The organism is Curtobacterium sp. 22159, assembly GCF_052045775.1.
GTDB lineage: Bacteria > Actinomycetota > Actinomycetes > Actinomycetales > Microbacteriaceae > Curtobacterium.
On record NZ_JBQEPN010000002.1, the window covers coordinates 263,975 to 280,886 of the forward strand.

Genomic DNA, 16,912 nt, shown 5'->3' on the forward strand with positions numbered 1-16,912 from the left:
CCCCCCCCCCCCCCCCCCCCCCCCCCCCGCTCCTCCCCCTCCTCCCCCCCCCCCCCCCCCCGCTGCCGTAGGATCGGCTCGTGCCAGCGACCCGTGTGCCCCGTGTGCCTGCCGAGGAACGGCTGTTCAGCCTGGTCCTCGCGCTGCTCTCGACGGAGTCGGGGCTGACGAAGTCCGAGATCCTCGCGAACGTCCAGGGGTACCGGCAACGGTTCACGAACGGCGGGGACAACGCCTCGCTGGAACGCCAGTTCGAGCGTGACAAGGACGACGTCCGCGAGCTCGGGATCCCGCTCGAGACCATCGAGACCCCCGGTGCAGCGGGGAACAACCAGACGCTCCGGTACCGGATCCCGAAGGGCGAGTACGACCTCCCCGTCGACGTGCGCTTCACCCCGGACGAATCCGCGCTGCTGTCCCTCGCGGCGATGGCCTGGCGTGAGGGCGCACTGTCGGCGGAGTCACGTCGCGGTCTGCTGAAGGTGCGCTCGGCCGGCTCCGAGGACGACGGTGTGGGCTCCCTCGGCGTGGACGCCTACGCGCCGCGTCTGCGCGCGCGCGACGCTGCGTTCGAGCCGCTCCGGGCCGCGCTCGACCGGGCTGCCGCCGTCCGGTTCGACTACATCACCCCCGGCCAGCACGAGCCTCGCCGCCGTGCGGTCGCGCCGCTCGCACTCGTGCAGCACGGCGGCCGCTGGATGCTCGCCGCCCACGAGTTCGCGACCGCGACCGACAAGAACTACCTGCTGTCCCGGATCGTCGGGCCCGTCACCCCGTACGAGGTCGGTCAGCACCCGGCGCCCGCCGGTGCCGGCGAACGAGCCCTCGCCGAACTCGAGCGGATCTGGGCCACCAGGACCGCTCGCATCCGTGTCCGCCCCGGCTCGGACGCCGAACGTCGGCTCGCGCGTCGTCGCGACACCGAGACGGACGAGGACGGCGTGCTCGTGCTCCACCACGTCGACCCGCAGATCCTCGCCGAGGAACTCGCGGCGTTCGGTCCCGAAGTCCGAGTCCTCGAGCCCGACGACCTCCGCGACCGCGTCACCGAGCGTCTCCGAGCGCTCGTCGCCGACCACGAGGGAGACACGCGTGGCTGAGCAGCAACCGCTCCAGGCGCAGGACAAGCTCGCATTCCTGCTCGCCCTCGTCCCGTACCTCATCGACCGCGAACGCGTGTCGGTGGCCGAGGCAGCGCGGCACTTCGGCGTCCCCGAGGCGCGCATCCGCCGGGCGGTCGAGCTGATCGCCGTCTCGGGCGTCCCCGGTGAGACCATGCAGTACCAGCACGGTGACCTCTTCGACATCGCCTGGGACGACTTCGACCAGAACGACATGATCGTCCTGACCAACCTCGTCGCCATCGACGACTCGCCCCGGCTCTCCGCCCGCGAGGCATCGGCGCTGATCGCCGGACTGCAGTACCTCTCCGCGCTGCCCGAGGCCGCCGACCGCGACGCCATCCGTGCGCTCATGGCCAAGCTGTCCCGGGGTGCCGGGGGAGCGGCGGCGAACGTGGCCGTCGGCCAGGACCTCCACGACGTCGCCCTCGCCACGATCCGACGGGCGATGGCCGAGGGTCGTGGCCTCGCGTTCGAGTACGCCGGACCCCGCACCCAGGGCGGTGCGCGCCGCGTCGACCCGTTGCGCGTGGAGTCCATCGACACGGACTGGTACCTCCGCGCCTGGGACCTCGACCGACAGGCCCTCCGCACGTTCCGCCTCGACCGGATGTCCGGCGTGCGGGTCGACGAGCGTCCGGCCGAGAAGTCGATCGACGACGTCGTGATCCCGGACACGCTGTTCCAGCAGGCGGCCGAGGACGTCATCGTCACGGTCGAGCTGGACTCCTCGTCGTTGCCGCTCGTCGCGGACTTCCTCGCCGACACCGCGGACGCCCCGGACGACGACGGCCGGGTTCGTATCCGACTCGCCGCCTCGAACGGGTTCGACGGGGTGGTGCGGCTCGTGGCCGGTCTGCCGGGGCGCGCCGTGGTGCTCGACCCGCCGGCGGCCCGCGCGGCGGTCCGCGACTTCGCCGCCGCTGCCCTCGCCGATTGACGCCGCCCCGCCGCACCGGTCGGCGGACGGGAGGCGCGCTGCCAGCCCGCCCCGCGCCTCCCGTCTCCGTACGGCGACCCGCGGACTCGCGGTCGACTGTCGGTCCCGACCCCGTAGGATCGGTGCATGGCTTCGACGACCGCGCGCGGGCGAGCGAGGCGGACCGGCCGTCCGACGAAGGACGCCGAAGGCCGCATGTCGCTCGGGCAGCACCTCATCGAGCTGCGGAACCGTCTGTTCAAGGCGGTCATCGCGGTCGCGGTGTGCGCGGTCGGCGGGTGGTTCCTCACCCCGTTCGTGCTGGACTCGCTCCGTGCCCCGGTCGCCCAGCTCGCGAAGGTCGGCGGGCACACGGCCGAGCTGAACTTCCCGATGATCACGGGCGCGTTCGACCTCCGCCTGCAGATCGCGATCACGATCGGCATCGTCATCTCCAGCCCGGTGTGGCTGTACCAGATCTGGGCGTTCATCGTCCCGGCGCTGGTCCGGCGCGAGAAGCAGTACGTCTTCGGGTTCCTCGGCACGGCCATCCCGCTGTTCTTCGCAGGGTGCTGGTTCGGGTGGTACATCCTGCCGCACGTCGTGGGGATCCTCGGCAGCTTCGTGTCCTCCCAGGACACCTCGATCGTCGACGCGAAGGCGTACTACGACTTCGTCATCAAGCTCATCGTCGCGGTCGGCGTCGCGTTCGTGCTGCCGGTGTTCCTGGTGCTCCTCAACTTCGTGGGGGTGCTGTCGGCGTCGTCGATCATCAAGTCGTGGCGGGTGGCGATCCTCTGCATCCTGGTGTTCTGCGCGATCGTGACCCCGAGCGCCGACGTCATCTCGATGTTCCTGCTCGCGGTGCCGATGATCGTGCTCTACGTCGGGGCGTGTGCGGTGACGTGGTTCCACGACCGGCGGGTGGCGAAGCGTCAGGCGAAGCTCGACGAAGAGTACGGCCTGTGACCTCCGCCGGACCCAGCGCAGCCGAGCGGTTCCAGGCGGCGAAGATCCGCAACCGTTCGCGCAACCTCGAACTGTTCCGGTCGGACCTGCGCTTCGACCTCGACCCGTTCCAGTTCGCGGCGTGCGACGCCCTCGACCAGGGCCGCAGCGTCCTGGTCGCGGCGCCGACCGGTGCCGGCAAGACGATCGTGGCCGAGTTCGCGATCTGGCTCGCGATGCGCCAGCCGACGGCGAAGGTGTTCTACACGACGCCGATGAAGGCCCTGAGCAACCAGAAGTACTCCGAGCTGGTGGACGTGTACGGCGAGTCGGAGGTCGGGCTCCTCACCGGCGACACGAACGTGAACCCGCGGGCGCGCGTGGTGGTGATGACCACCGAGGTGCTCCGCAACATGATCTACGCGGACTCCGACCTGCTCGACGACCTGGCGTGGGTGGTCCTCGACGAGGTGCACTACCTCGCGGACCGCTTCCGGGGCGCCGTCTGGGAAGAGGTCATCCTGCACCTCCCGACCGAGGTCCGACTGGTGTCGCTCAGCGCGACGGTCTCCAACGCAGAGGAGTTCGGCGACTGGTTGCAGACCGTGCGCGGCGACACCGACGTCATCGTGTCCGAGGACCGTCCGGTGCCGCTGGAGCAGCACGTGCTCGTCGGCTCCAAGCTGGTCGACCTGTTCGACTCGAGCGGCGCGGCTGCGACGAACCGGGTGAACCCGGAACTGCTGCGCCTGGTCGGTGGTGCCTCCCGGAGCGAACGGCACGGCGGCGGTCACCGCGGGCGGCGCGGACGGGGCGGCTACCCGGAGCGCCGGGGTCCCCGCACCGAGAAGCTCCACCGGGAGCGCATCGCGCAGATGCTCGACGAGCGGATGCTGCTGCCGGCGATCTTCTTCGTGTTCAGCCGCGCCGGGTGCGACCAGGGCGTCCGCAACGTGCTGCGCTCCGGGTTGTCCCTCACGACGAGCGACGAGCGCAACGAGATCCGTGAGACCGCGGAGTACCACTGCCGCACGCTGCTCGACGAGGACCTCGCCGTCCTGGGCTACTGGGAGTGGCTCGAAGGCCTCGAGCGGGGCGTCGCCGCGCACCACGCCGGGCTCCTGCCCGCCTTCAAGGAGGTCGTCGAGGACCTCTTCCAGCGCAAGCTCCTCAAGGTGGTGTTCGCGACCGAGACCCTCGCGCTCGGCGTGAACATGCCCGCGCGGACGGTGGTGCTCGAGAAGCTCGAGAAGTTCAACGGCGAGGCGCGCGTGCCGATCACGCCGGGGGAGTACACCCAGCTCACGGGTCGTGCCGGGCGGCGCGGCATCGACGTCGAGGGCCACTCGGTCATCCAGTGGTCCGACGGGCTCGACCCGCAGGCCGTGGCATCGCTGGCGAGCCGTCGGACGTACCCGCTGAACTCCTCCTTCAAGCCGACCTACAACATGGCCGTGAACCTCATCGACCAGTTCGGCCGGCAGCGCACGCGCGAGGTCCTCGAGACCTCGTTCGCCCAGTTCCAGGCGGACCGGTCCGTCGTCGACCTCGCGCGCAAGGTGCGGTCGCAGCAGGAGTCCCTCGACGGGTACGCCCAGGCGATGCAGTGCCACCTCGGCGACTTCACCGAGTACGCGGCGCTCCGCCGTGAGCTCTCCGACCTCGAACGCTCGAACGTCCCCGGCGGCCGCGAGGCGTCGCACGGCGCACGCGCCGAACGCCAGGCGGCGATCACCGACGTCCGCCGGCGGATGCAGCGCCACCCCTGCCACGCCTGCCCCGACCGCGAGGCCCACGCCCGCTGGGCGGAGCGCTGGTACAAGCTCAAGCGGGCGAACGACAAGCTGGTGCAGCAGATCCGCTCCCGGACCGGCGCGGTCGCGACGACGTTCGACCGTGTCACGGACGTCCTGCTCCAGCTCGGGTACCTCGTCGACACGGGCAACGGCGAGGCGACGGTCGCCGCCGGTGGTCGACGACTGCAGCGCATCTACGGCGAGCGGGACCTGCTCGTCGCCGAGTGCCTCGAGGCGGGCGTCTGGAAGGACCTCACCGCGGCGCAGCTCGCAGCGATGGCCGCGACGATCGTCTACCAGCCCCGGCGAGAGGACGCGCCCGGCACGGAGCACGCACTGCCCCGCGGTGCGTTCCGCCCGGCGCTCGACGAGACCCTCACGATCTGGTCCCGACTCGACGACATCGAGCGCGACGCGCGGCTCGCCGGGTCCCAACCGCCGACGCCCGCGATGGCGGTCGGCATGTTCCGGTGGGCGTCCGGCTCCGCGCTCGACGACGTGCTGCGGACGCTCGACCTGCCCGCGGGTGACTTCGTCCGCTGGTCGAAGCAGGTGATCGACCTGCTCGACCAGATCCGGAACGCCGGCGACGAGGACCTCGCGCAGACCGCTCGTCGGGCGACGGACGCGGTCCGGCGCGGCATCGTCGCGTACGCGACGGTCTGACGGGAGGCGCGGTGCAGCTTCCCGAGTCCTCCGTGCGTCCGCGAGACGCCGACTCCACCCCGAGACGCCCCGTCGGGACACCCCGACCTCCGGCGATGCGCGACGACCGGGGCGGTGTCGCGCTCGGCGGATGGCGTCCGGACTTCGCGGCGCTGCCACTCGCCCGGGCGCTCCCGCTCGCGGTCATCGGCGGCGTGCTCCTCGCCCTGTCGTTCCCGTCGCCCGGCTGGTGGTTCCTCGCCTACCCGGCGCTCGCCTGCATGCTGCTCGCCGCGATGGGGCAGCGTGCCCGGCGGGCCGCGTGGCTCGGGTACGTCTCGGGCGCCGCGTTCTGGATCCCGGCCATCTCCTGGGCCGGGCGCTACCTCGGGCCCGTCCCGTGGCTCGCGCTCGCGCTGTTCGAGGCGGCGTTCTTCGCCCTCGGCAGCGTCGCGATCGCGCTCGGGTACCGGTGGGTCGCGCGCGTCGTGCACTCGACCGCCGGACGGGTGTGGGGCCTCCCGGCCGTCGTCGCGGCGCTGTGGACGGGCCGTGAGTGGTTCTCCGGGAGCTGGCCGTACGGCGGGTTCGCCTGGGGACGCATCGGCCTGTCCCAGTCCCAAGGGCCGTTCGCCCACCTCGCCGCGTACGTGGGTGTGCTCGGGCTGACGTTCGTGGTCGTCTACTGCACGGCGGTCGTGCTGTCCCTCGCGCTGGTCGTGCCGAGGCTTCCCGGTGCGGCGTTCCGCGTCCCGGTCCGCGTGGCCACGGCCGGCCTGCTCGTGGCGGCGGTGCTCGCGGTCCCCGCCTGGCCGACCGCCACGCACGGCACGGTCCGCATCGAGTCGGTGCAGGGGAACGGACCCGCCGGGTACTTCGACGGGGCGTCGCCCGGAGAGGTCCTCAACGCGCAGGTCGCCGCGACCGACGTCGACGCGAAGGGGGTCGACCTCGTGGTGTGGCCCGAGGCGTCCGCCGAGTTCGACCCCCGGCAGCAGCCGGTCATCGCCTCGGCGCTCGACTCGGTCGTCGACGCGGTCGGCGCGCCGCTCGTCGCCGGTGCCATCACCCAGACGTCGTCGGGCGTGCTCCACAACACGTCGTTCGTGTGGACGGCGGACGGGTGGCGCTCGTCCTACGACAAGAAGCGACCCGTGCCGTTCGGCGAGTACGTGCCCGACCGCTGGTTCTTCTCGAAGCTCGCGCCGTCGCTCGTCGGGCTGCTGCAACGCGACTACACGCCGGGGACGAAGCCGAACGTGCTCCCGGTCGCGGGCATCAGGGCGGGCATCGCGATCTGCTTCGACATCGTCGACGACGGACTCACGGCCGACATGGCGCGCGGGGGAGCGCAGGTCATCCTCGCGCAGACGAACAACGCCGACTTCGACGGCACCGACGAGAACCTCCAACAGCTCGAGATCGCACGGATGCGGGCGATCGAGACGGGGCGGTCGCTCGTGAACATCTCGACGGTCGGGGCCTCGCAGGTCATCGACCCGAGCGGTCGGACGATCGACCGGGTGCCGGCCTACACGGCGACGTCGATGATCACCGACGTCCCGCTCGGGACGTCCACGACGCCGGCGACGGTCGCGTCGGGGGCGATCACGCTGGTGCTCGCACTCGGCGGTCTGCTCACCCTCCTCGCCTGCGCGCCGTGGGCACGCCGCACCGGTGGTCGCCGCCGCTCCTGACCCCTGCGGCCGCCCACTGGGAACGGACTGTGAATGCGCCGGACCGGGATTGATGGTGCGTGGGACAGTGTTGAGGAGGGCAGACGAGCGAGAGGAGCACACACATGGCTGATCGGAGTCTCCGCGGGATGCGGCTCGGGAGCCAGAGTCTCCAGAGCGAGGAGGGCGTCGAGCTCTCCGACCGCAAGCGCGCGGTCTACCAGACGGACTCGGGCGAGACGTTCGACGTCGTGTTCGCCGCCGAGGCGGACGTGCCGCAGAGCTGGGCGGACCCCCGCTCCGGCCGCGAAGGACGGCTGCTCGGCGACGACGGCATCCCCGTCGAGGTCGCCGAGGAGGACGTGAAGGCACCCCGGACCCACTGGGACATGCTGCTCGAGCGCCGCTCACGCGAAGAGCTCGAGGAACTCCTCGAGGAGCGCCTGGCGTTCCTCCGCGCCCGACGCGGCGCCTGACACCGCGACCGACACGACGCCCGCCCCGGGATCCCGGGGCGGGCGTCGTCGTGTGGGCCGGTCAGCGCTGGGCGGTGTCCGGCTCGTCGTCGCCGAGTTCGTCCCGCGCGGCCTCGTCGCTGGCGGCGAGGTGCTCGTCGACGCTGCGGTTCGACTCGGCCAGACGCTCGTCGAGTTCCGACTCGGGGACGATGTCCGCCGCCGTGGCATCCGGACGCGGGGCCGAACCGGACGCCGCGTCGGTCGCGGCCGTGCCCGCGAGGCTCTCGCTCGCGAGCTTCGAGATCCGGGAGAGGAAGTCGCTCCCCGCTGCGCCGCCGGCGGTGGGGGCGCCACCGGAGCGTGCGGTCGTGAAGCCCTTCGCGATGCCCGACAACGCCTCGGTGAACTCGCTCGGGATCATCCACACCTTGTTCGCGGTGCCCTCGGCGATCTTCGGGAGCGTCTGCAGGTACTGGTACGAGAGGAGCTTCTCGTCCGGGTCGCCGGTGTGGATCGCGTCGAACACCGTCGCGATGGCCTGCGCCTCGCCCTCGGCCCGGAGGACCTGGGCCTTGGCGTCACCCTCGGCGGCGAGGATGGCCGCCTGGCGCTGCCCCTCGGCTTCGAGGATCTGTGACTGCTTCGTCCCCTCGGCCTGCAGGATCGCGGCGCGCCGGCTCCGTTCCGCACGGAGCTGCTGCTCCATCGCGTCCTGGATCGACACGGGCGGCTCGATGGCCTTCAGCTCGACGCGGCCGACGCGGATGCCCCACTTGCCCGTCGCCTCGTCGAGCACGACGCGCAGCTGGCCGTTGATGTTGTCGCGGCTCGTCAGGGCCTCTTCGAGGTTCAGGCCGCCCACGACGTTGCGGAGCGTGGTCGTGGTGAGCTGCTCGACCGCGCCGAGGTAGTTCGCGATCTCGTAGGTCGCCGCGCGGGCGTCGGTCACCTGGAAGTAGACGACCGTGTCGATCGACACCACCAGGTTGTCCTCGGTGATGACGGGCTGCGGCGGGAAGGAGACGACCTGTTCGCGCATGTCGAGGAGCGGCCGGAGCCGGTCGATGAACGGCACCAGGAGGTTCAACCCGGGGCTGAGGGTCTTGTGGTACTTGCCGAGCCGCTCGACGATCCCCGCCGTCGCCTGCGGCACGATGCGGATCGCACGGGACAGGACGACGATCACGAAGATGACGACGACGAGGATGAGGACGAGCAGTGCGATCGTCCCGGCTGAGATGGTCACGAGGTGGCCCTTTCTCCGAGGCGGACGACGGCCGTCGACCCCTCGATCGACTCGACGACCACGTGGGTCCCGAGCGGCGGTGTGCGGTCGGTGGCGTCGGCGGTGAGGCGCGCGCTCCAGGTCTCGCCGTTCGCCAGCCGGACCTGCCCGGGGGCGGACGGGGTGAAGGCGACGGCGACGGTGCCCGGGAGGCCGATCAGCCCCTCGACGTTGGTGCGGTGCGGGTCGGCGTTCCGCCCGAGTGTCGTGAGCAGTCGGGGACGCACGACGGAGAGTAGGAGCAGGGCCACGGCGGCGGCGACGATGGCCGACAGCCACCACGGCGCGCCGAGCAGGGCCGCGACGAGGCCGCCCGCAGCGCCGGCCGCGAGCATGATGAAGACGAAGTCGAGGGTGAAGATCTCGACCACGCCCAGCACGAGCACCAGTCCGATCCAGACGATGCCCTGGATCCAATCGATCCCGTTCACGCGATCTCCCTCCCTCGGTCGCGCGCGGCTGCTCGCTGCGTCGCGACGGCCGGTCCAACTCGGTTCAACATATCAAGTCCGCACGGCCGGCGCTCGGCTGGTTGGTAGGCTCGACGGCGGCCGACCCGCCGAAGCAGACCTGGAGAACACGACTGTGAGCAACCCCCTCGCCCCCGGATCCCTCGCCGACAAGCGCGCACTCGTCACGGGTTCGTCCCGCGGCATCGGCGCGGACACGGTCGGCTACCTGGCCGAGGCCGGCGCCAAGGTCGTCGTGAACTACCGGAACAAGGCCAAGCGCGCCGAGCAGATCGCCGAGAAGATCGTCGCCGCGGGCGGATCGGCCCTGGCCGTCGGCGCCGACCTCACCGACCACGACTCCGTGCAGGCCATGGTCGACACCGTCGTGCAGGAGTGGGGCGGCATCGACCTCCTCGTGCTGAACGCCTCGGGCGGCATGGAGTCCGGCCTCGGCGAGGACTACGCGCTGCGGCTCAACCGCGACGCCCAGGTCGACATGCTCCGGACGGCCGTCCCGCACATGCCGGCGGGGTCCCGCGTCGTCTTCGTGACCAGCCACCAGGCGCACTTCGTCGAGACCGCCGAGACGATGGACGAGTACATCCCGGTCGCGAAGAGCAAGCGGGCGGGCGAACTCGCCCTCCGTGAGCTCATCCCGCAGCTCGAGGCGGCCGGCATCGAGTTCGTCGTGGTCTCGGGCGACATGATCGAGGGCACGATCACGGCCACGCTCCTCAACCGTCTCAACCCGGGTGCGATCGAGGGTCGTCGCGAGGCCGTCGGCAAGCTCTACAGCGTGTCCGAGTTCGCGGCCGAGATCGCCCTGGCGGCGATCGAGCCGATCCCGGCCGACCACACCAAGCTCGTGGGTGACGTCTCGGAGTTCACCGGCTCGCAGTCCTGATGCCGAGCGGGGCGGTAGCGTCGGTCGGGTGACTGCGAAGCCCGGCCTGCGCCGCACCTCCCGGATCATCCTGCTCGACCCCGACGGGCGGGTGTTCCTCATGGACACGAAGTCGCCCTCCTCGGACGGCGCACACCGCTGGATCACCCCCGGTGGCGGCGTCGACCCGGGGGAGGACCACCGCGACGCGGCGATCCGCGAGCTCCGTGAGGAAACAGGGATCGTGATCGACGACCCCGGCGCGCCGGTCTGGTCGTGGGACTTCGACGTCGAGTGGGACCTCGCCGACCACGATCGCGGTCACGCGGAGTTCTACGTGGTCCGGACGCCCGGGTTCGTGCTGTCCGACGCGGAGTGGACGGACGACGAGCGGGTCGACATCCTGCAGTCCCGCTGGTGGACCGCCGACGAGCTCGACGCCACCGACGAGCAGTTCGAACCGGCGGAGCTCCCGGAGCTGGTGCGGCGTCACGCGGCCCCCTGAGCCCGCTGCCGTCGGAGGGCGACCGGTACGCTGGTCGACATGCACGTCACCGACGAGCACGCAGCGGACAGCCACGACCGGATCCGCGTCCGCGGCGCGCGCGAGCACAACCTCCGGGACGTCGACGTCGACCTCCCGAAACGACGTCTGACGGTCTTCACGGGCGTGTCCGGGTCCGGCAAGAGCTCACTCGTGTTCGCGACGATCGCGGCGGAGTCGCAGCGGATGATCAACGAGACGTACAGCGCGTTCGTGCAGGGGTTCATGCCCTCGCTCGCGCGGCCGGACGTCGACGTGCTCGACGGTCTGACGACCGCGATCGTCGTCGACCAGGAGCGGATCGGAGCTGACCCGCGCTCGACCGTGGGAACGGTGACCGATGCGAACGCGATGCTCCGGGTGCTGTTCAGCCGACTCGGGACGCCGCACGTGGGCGGCCCGAACGCCTTCTCGTTCAACCTCGCCACCGTGACGGCGGGCGGCGCGATCACGGTGCAGAAGGGCAAGGACGCGAAGGCCGAACGGGTCTCGTTCTCGCGGCTCGGCGGTATGTGCGCCGACTGCGAGGGACGCGGCACCGTCACGGACATCGACCTCACGCAGCTGTTCGACGAGACGAAGTCCCTCGCCGACGGCGCGATCACGATCCCGGGGTACGGCTCGGACGGCTGGAACGTGCGCATGTTCGCCGAGTCCGGGTACGTCGACAAGCACACCCCGATCCGCGACTTCACCGACGCCGAGCGTGCCGACTTCCTGTACCGCGAGCCGACGAAGCAGAAGATCGCCGGCATCAACATGACGTACGAGGGGCTCGTCCTCCGGTTCCGCCGTTCGTTCCTGCAGAAGGACCGGGAGGCGATGCAACCGCACATCCGTGCCTTCGTCGACCTTGCGGTGACCTTCACCACCTGCCCGGCGTGCGACGGCACGCGGTTGAACGCCACGGCGCGTTCGTCGACGATCGCGGGCAAGAGCATCGCCGACGTCTGCGGCATGCAGATCACCGACCTCGCTGCGTGGCTGCACGAGCTCGACGAGCCGAGCGTCGGGCCCCTGCTGGACGGGCTCCGTGCGGCCGTGGACTCCTTCGTCGAGATCGGGCTCGGGTACCTGTCGCTGGACCGGGCCACAGGGACCCTCTCCGGCGGGGAGGGTCAACGGGTCAAGATGGTGAAGCACCTCGGCTCGTCCCTGAGCGACGTCACGTACGTGTTCGACGAACCGAGCACCGGGTTGCACCCCCATGACGTCGAGCGGATGAACCGGCTGCTCCTGCGGCTCCGCGACAAGGGCAACACCGTGCTGGTCGTGGAGCACAAGCCCGAGGTCATCGCCATCGCCGACCACGTCGTCGACCTCGGTCCCGGTGCCGGGCGTTCGGGCGGCACCGTCTGCTACGAGGGCACCGTCGAGGGGCTCCGGACGAGCGGCACCGTGACGGGCGTGCACCTCGACGACCGGGTCTCCGTCAAGCCGGTGGTCCGGGAACGCACGGGCGTCGTCGAGATCCGCGGCGCGCGCGCCCACAACCTGCAGGGGATCGACGTGGACGTGCCGACCGGCGTGCTCACGGTCGTCACGGGCGTCGCCGGCTCGGGCAAGAGCACCCTCGTGCACGGATCGCTCGCGTCCCGCGACGACGTCGTGGCCATCGACCAGGGCGCGATCCGCGGATCACGGCGGAGCAATCCAGCGACGTACACCGGTCTGCTCGAGCCCATCCGCAAGGCGTTCGCGAAGACGAACGGCGTGAAGCCGGCGCTGTTCAGCGCCAACTCCGAGGGCGCGTGTCCGGCGTGCAACGGCGCAGGCGTGGTGTACACCGACCTCGGCATGATGGCCGGCATCGCCACCGTGTGCGCCGAGTGCGGTGGGAAACGCTTCGACCAGTCCGTGCTGGAGTACCGGCTCGACGGCAAGGACATCAGCGAGGTCCTCGCGATGCCGGTCGCCGAGGCGCGGGAGTTCTTCACGGCGGGGGAGTCGCGCATCCCCGCTGCAGAAGCGATCCTCGCTCGTCTGGTCGACGTGGGCCTGGGCTACCTGACGATCGGCCAGCCGCTGACGACGTTGTCGGGCGGTGAACGGCAGCGCCTCAAGCTCGCCACCCACCTCGGCGAGCGGGGCGGCACCATCGTGCTCGACGAACCGACGACGGGGTTGCACCTCGCCGACGTCGATCAGTTGCTCGCACTGCTCGACCGACTCGTCGACGGCGGCCGGACCGTCGTCGTCATCGAGCACCACCAGGCCGTCATGGCCCGTGCCGACTGGATCATCGACCTCGGTCCGGGAGCGGGGCACGACGGTGGGCGCGTCGTGTTCGAGGGGACGCCGGCGGAGCTGGTCGCCGCACGCGCGACGTTGACGGGCGAGCACCTCGCGGCGTACGTCGGCGCCTGAACCCCGTCCGGGACGACGCAGACCTGAACACGCGCTGAGGGATCGGTCTAGCATCCTGAGCGACGCTCGATGGCGGCTACCCGGTCGTCCGGTGCGCGTCCCGACCGAAGGAGCTCTCCCCATGTCCACCAACGGATACCCGCCCGCTGAGAACCCCGCCGGTGGCACGCCTGCACGGACCGGCGGCAACGGTCTCGCCGTCGGCTCGCTCGTCCTCGGCATCGTCGGAGTCGTGTTCGCGTTCCTGTTCTCGATCGTCGGCCTCATCGCCGGCATCGTCGGCCTGGTCCTCGGCATCGTCGCCCGCCGTCGTGCCGTGGGGAGCCGCGGCATGGTGCTCGCCGGCATCGTGCTGAGCGTCATCGCGATCGTCGTCGCCATCATCATGATGATCATCGGCGGCATCATCGCGGCGAACGCGCTCAACAGCTGACCGCACCACGAGCAGGAGGGGAGGCGCGTGGCGGCATCGCCACGCGCCTCCCGTCTGCTCTTCCAGCCGTCGGACGTCCGCCCAGGCCGGCGCGCGTACCGTCGCCGTCATGACGTACAGCCAGCCAGACCCTGCCGAGGAGACCACCCAGAGCGAGGAGCCGGAGCAGCCGGACACCGATCGCGAGACGCTCGAGGAGCGCGACGACGAACAGGCCGCGCTCGAGATCGACGCGGACGACGTGCCCACCGACGGCGAGGACCCGCAGGCCGACGCGGACTCCTGATCGGGCGCCGGTTCAGACGGCCGGGCGGAGCGCCGCGTCGAGCAACTCCCGCACGAGTGCGACGTACGGCAGTCCGACCGCCTCGAACATCCGGGGCACCTGGGACTGCTCGGTGAAGCCGGGCGTGGTGTTCACCTCGTTGAGCACGACGCCCCCGCCGGTGACGAAGAAGTCGAAGCGCGCCACCCCCGCGCAGCCGAGCACCTCGTAGAGCGTCCGGGCCGCGTCGGTGATCGCCGTGACCTCGGCGTCCGAGAGCACCGCGGGCACCGTGAACCGTGCCGTGCCGTCGTACTTCTCGGTCCGCCCGAACACGTCGCCGTCATCGACCCCGATCTCGAGGGGCGCTCCGCAGCGGAGCGCTCCGGACCGGTCGCGGAAGACGGCGATGTCCACCTCGCGGCCCGTGACGAAGCGCTCGGCCAGGACGTCGTCGCCCGCCGAGCGTGCGAGCGCGAGGGCGGACGGGTAGTCGTCTGCCGCCCGGACCACGGACACCCCGTTGCTCGACCCGCCGGTCGTCGGTTTCACCACGAACGGCGTCGGGAGGGGGAGGCCTACCCCGGCCTCGTGTCCGGCGCGGACGAGCACCGAGCGGGCCGTGGGGACGCCGACGGACTCGGCGATCGTCTTCGTCACCCACTTGTCGATGCCGAGTGCACCGGCACGGACGGGGGAACCGACGACCGGCACGCCGATCATGGTGAGGAGTCCCGCGGCGGCACCGTCCTCGCCGTGCACGCCGTGGAACACCGGCACCGCAGCGTCACAGTCGGTCAGCAGACCGACGGCCTCCGACGCGGACAGCGCCGTTCCGTCGGTTCCGCGCCAGGCGCCCGTCCGGTCGACGGTGAGGGGCACGGCCTCCAGTCCGAGCGCGACGACGGCCCGTGTGACCGCCGCGGCGGACGCCAGGGAGACGTCGTGCTCGTCGTTCACGCCGCCTCCGAGCACGGCGATGCGACGGGGAGCAGGGGCAGGGGAGTGCTCAGGCACGGGTGACCTCCGGGGTCTCGACGGTGCGGTGGACCCGGGCGACACGCGTGCCGATCCGGGTGACGATCTCGTGTTCGATGGTGTCCGACCAGTGCGCCCAGTCGCGGACGGTCGGTGCTCCCTCGTCCCCGCGTCCGAACAGCGTGACGGTCTCGCCGAGTCCGAGCCGGTCCTCGCCCGTGTCGACGACGACCATGTCCATCGAGAACCTGCCGACGAGCGGGCGGCGGCGACCGCGCACCTGCACCTCGGCGCGGCCCGACGCCGCCCGGGGCAGTCCGTCGCCGTAGCCGAGGGGGAGCAGTGCGAGGTTCGTCGGGCGATCGGCCACGTGGTCGAGGCCGTAGCCGACGCCCGTGCCGCGTCCGACCGCGCGGGTGGCCACGACCGGTGCCGTCAACGAGAGTGTGGGCTGGAGGTCGTCGGACGTGCCCGACGGGTCGATGCCGAACAGCCCCGCGCCGATGCGGTGCACGTCGTGCGTGCCCCCGACACCCGTGATCGTCGCTGCGGTCGCGGCGAGGTGCGTCGCGAAGCGGGCCAGACCGCGACGACGCGCGGTGCGGACGGCGTTGTCGAACAGGAGCCGTTCGCGGACGTTCTGCGGGTCGTCCGGGTGGTCCGCGCAGGACATGTGGCCCATCACCCCGACGACCCGCAGCGTCCCACGCGATTCGAGTTCCCGGGCGGCCGCGCACAGGGCGGGCCAGGTGTCGGGCGCGGCACCGTCCCGGGCCATCCCGACGTCGACGTGCAGGTGGACCCGAGCCCGCCTTCCGGTGCTCTGTGCGGCGCGGCTGACGGCGCTGAGCAGTTCGAGCCCGGACACCGCGAGGTCGACGTCGGCGAGCAGCGCGCCCTCGAAGTCGGCGTCGACGGGGTTGAGCCAGCTGAGCACGGGGACGTCCACGCCGGCCGCCCGCACCGCGAGTGCTTCCTCGATCGACGTCACCCCGACCGACGTCGCGCCGGCGTCGACGACCGACCGGGCGATCGCACCGTGGCCGAAGCCGTCGGCCTTGAGCACCGCCATCAGGCGCCCACCGGTTCGGTCGGCGAACAGCGACGTGTTCGCGCGGATGGCGTCGTCGTGGACGACGAGGTGGGGGACGGACGGGCTCTGCTGCACGTCGTCCAGCGTCCCGGACGGGCTCGTGCCGGGCATCGGTCCTGCGGATGAGGGGACGAGCCACCGGGACGAACCACACCGAGACCAGCGGATGACGACGCGTCCTCCGCGCGGCGGGGTCAGCAGTCTGGGTGGGGGAGTGCGGCGCGGTGGTACAACCGCAGCAGCCCCACCACTCCAGCGGAAGGACCCCCATGCTCCTCGACGGGAAGACCATCGTCGTCACCGGCGGCAACAGCGGCATCGGCGAGCAGATCTGTCTCGAAGCGGCCGCCGAGGGCGCGAACATCGTCATCGACTACGTCGCGCACCCCGAAGCGACGGACGCCCTCATCGCGAAGATCGAACAGGCCGGTGGCAAGGCCGTCGGCGTGGACGCGGACATCACCCGCGCGGACGACCTCCGGAAGATGATCCAGACTGCCGTCGACACCTACGGCCGGCTCGACGCGCTCGTCAACAACGCCGGCATGGAGGACCGCAAGTCGCTGCTCGAGGAGACCGAGGAGGGCTACGACCGGGTCATGGCCGTGAACATGAAGAGCGCGTTCTTCGCGACGCAGTTCGCGGCCAAGCAGTTCATCGCTCAGGGCGACGGTGGGATCGTGCTCAACATCTCGAGCGTGCACGAGGACTGGCCGATGCCGGGCAACCTCGCCTACTGCGTGTCGAAGGGCGGGATGCGGATGCTCGCGCGCAGCGGCGGCGTGGAACTCGGACCTCACGGCATCCGCATCGTGAACATCGCGCCGGGCGCGGTCGACACCCCGATCAACACGGCGACGACGTCCGACCCGGAGAAGCTCCAGGAACTCGACCGAGCCATCCCACTCGGTCGTCTCGCCGAACCGAAGGAGATCGCCGAGGTCGTGGTGTTCCTCGCCTCGGGTCGTGCGGCGTACATGACCAGCACCACGGTGACGATCGACGGTGGTATTTCACAGGGGAGCGTGGGCCTCTGACGTCGCTTCCGC

General features: G+C 71.2%; 16 protein-coding genes. 12 read left to right on the forward strand and 4 right to left on the reverse strand.

What is annotated here, in order from left to right; translation table 11 throughout:
- The first annotated feature begins 80 nt into the window (after positions 1–80).
- From ACTJKO_RS03365 to ACTJKO_RS03390, 6 genes are all read left to right on the forward strand, one after another.
- Positions 81–1,100 (forward strand): helix-turn-helix transcriptional regulator, encoded by a 1,020-nt coding sequence (locus ACTJKO_RS03365; RefSeq protein WP_440685651.1) that lies wholly within the window; start codon positions 81–83, stop codon positions 1,098–1,100.
- Positions 1,093–2,061: a helix-turn-helix transcriptional regulator gene (locus ACTJKO_RS03370; protein ID WP_440685653.1), complete on the forward strand. Its 969-nt coding sequence runs from the start codon at positions 1,093–1,095 to the stop codon at positions 2,059–2,061. The genes ACTJKO_RS03365 and ACTJKO_RS03370 overlap by 8 nt, the downstream gene beginning before the upstream one ends.
- A gap of 195 nt (positions 2,062–2,256) precedes the next feature.
- Positions 2,257–3,009 (forward strand): twin-arginine translocase subunit TatC, encoded by a 753-nt coding sequence (tatC, locus tag ACTJKO_RS03375; protein ID WP_440685924.1) that lies wholly within the window; start codon positions 2,257–2,259, stop codon positions 3,007–3,009.
- The gene (locus ACTJKO_RS03380) at positions 3,006–5,450 is read left to right on the forward strand and encodes a DEAD/DEAH box helicase (RefSeq protein ID WP_440685655.1); all 2,445 of its coding nucleotides are present in this window, start codon (positions 3,006–3,008) and stop codon (positions 5,448–5,450) included. Before tatC ends, ACTJKO_RS03380 begins: the two co-directional genes overlap by 4 nt.
- Positions 5,451–5,545: 95 nt before the next feature.
- Positions 5,546–7,126, forward strand: a complete 1,581-nt coding sequence (gene lnt, locus ACTJKO_RS03385; protein ID WP_440685657.1) for an apolipoprotein N-acyltransferase — start codon at positions 5,546–5,548, stop codon at positions 7,124–7,126.
- Positions 7,127–7,230: 104 nt separating this feature from the next.
- Positions 7,231–7,581, forward strand: coding sequence for an RNA polymerase-binding protein RbpA (locus tag ACTJKO_RS03390; RefSeq protein ID WP_440685659.1), 351 nt, complete (start codon positions 7,231–7,233; stop codon positions 7,579–7,581).
- A 61-nt stretch (positions 7,582–7,642) separates the two neighbouring features.
- Here the strand turns inward: ACTJKO_RS03390 and ACTJKO_RS03395 are convergent, their stop codons facing one another.
- Positions 7,643–8,809, reverse strand: a complete 1,167-nt coding sequence (locus tag ACTJKO_RS03395) for an SPFH domain-containing protein (RefSeq protein ID WP_440685661.1) — start codon at positions 8,807–8,809, stop codon at positions 7,643–7,645.
- The gene (locus tag ACTJKO_RS03400; protein ID WP_440685663.1) at positions 8,806–9,279 is read right to left on the reverse strand and encodes an NfeD family protein; all 474 of its coding nucleotides are present in this window, start codon (positions 9,277–9,279) and stop codon (positions 8,806–8,808) included. The genes ACTJKO_RS03395 and ACTJKO_RS03400 overlap by 4 nt, the downstream gene beginning before the upstream one ends.
- A gap of 154 nt (positions 9,280–9,433) precedes the next feature.
- On the opposite strand from ACTJKO_RS03400, the gene ACTJKO_RS03405 reads away from it, so the two are divergent.
- The 5 genes from ACTJKO_RS03405 to ACTJKO_RS03425 all read left to right on the forward strand — a co-directional run bounded on the left by ACTJKO_RS03405 (position 9,434) and on the right by ACTJKO_RS03425 (position 13,813).
- The gene (locus ACTJKO_RS03405) at positions 9,434–10,204 is read left to right on the forward strand and encodes an SDR family oxidoreductase (RefSeq protein WP_440685664.1); all 771 of its coding nucleotides are present in this window, start codon (positions 9,434–9,436) and stop codon (positions 10,202–10,204) included.
- 28 nt (positions 10,205–10,232) lie between these two features.
- Entirely contained in the window at positions 10,233–10,688 is a 456-nt protein-coding gene (locus ACTJKO_RS03410) for an NUDIX hydrolase (protein ID WP_440685666.1), read from the forward strand.
- A gap of 39 nt (positions 10,689–10,727) precedes the next feature.
- Positions 10,728–13,094 carry an ATP-binding cassette domain-containing protein gene (locus tag ACTJKO_RS03415; protein ID WP_440685667.1) on the forward strand — a complete coding sequence of 789 codons (2,367 nt, stop codon included), beginning with the start codon at positions 10,728–10,730 and terminating at the stop codon, positions 13,092–13,094.
- 121 nt (positions 13,095–13,215) lie between these two features.
- The gene (locus ACTJKO_RS03420) at positions 13,216–13,527 is read left to right on the forward strand and encodes a DUF4190 domain-containing protein (protein WP_440685668.1); all 312 of its coding nucleotides are present in this window, start codon (positions 13,216–13,218) and stop codon (positions 13,525–13,527) included.
- Positions 13,528–13,636: 109 nt separating this feature from the next.
- Complete coding sequence (locus tag ACTJKO_RS03425; protein ID WP_440685670.1) at positions 13,637–13,813, forward strand: hypothetical protein; 177 nt, start codon at positions 13,637–13,639, stop codon at positions 13,811–13,813.
- A 12-nt stretch (positions 13,814–13,825) separates the two neighbouring features.
- Here the strand turns inward: ACTJKO_RS03425 and ACTJKO_RS03430 are convergent, their stop codons facing one another.
- Entirely contained in the window at positions 13,826–14,809 is a 984-nt protein-coding gene (locus tag ACTJKO_RS03430; RefSeq protein WP_440685672.1) for a D-alanine--D-alanine ligase family protein, read from the reverse strand.
- Positions 14,802–15,974: an alanine racemase gene (alr, locus tag ACTJKO_RS03435; protein WP_440685674.1), complete on the reverse strand. Its 1,173-nt coding sequence runs from the start codon at positions 15,972–15,974 to the stop codon at positions 14,802–14,804. Before alr ends, ACTJKO_RS03430 begins: the two co-directional genes overlap by 8 nt.
- Before the next feature lie 158 nt (positions 15,975–16,132).
- Between alr and ACTJKO_RS03440 the strand changes: the two genes are divergently transcribed.
- Positions 16,133–16,900, forward strand: coding sequence for an SDR family NAD(P)-dependent oxidoreductase (locus ACTJKO_RS03440; protein ID WP_440685676.1), 768 nt, complete (start codon positions 16,133–16,135; stop codon positions 16,898–16,900).
- The last annotated feature ends 12 nt before the right edge of the window (positions 16,901–16,912 follow it).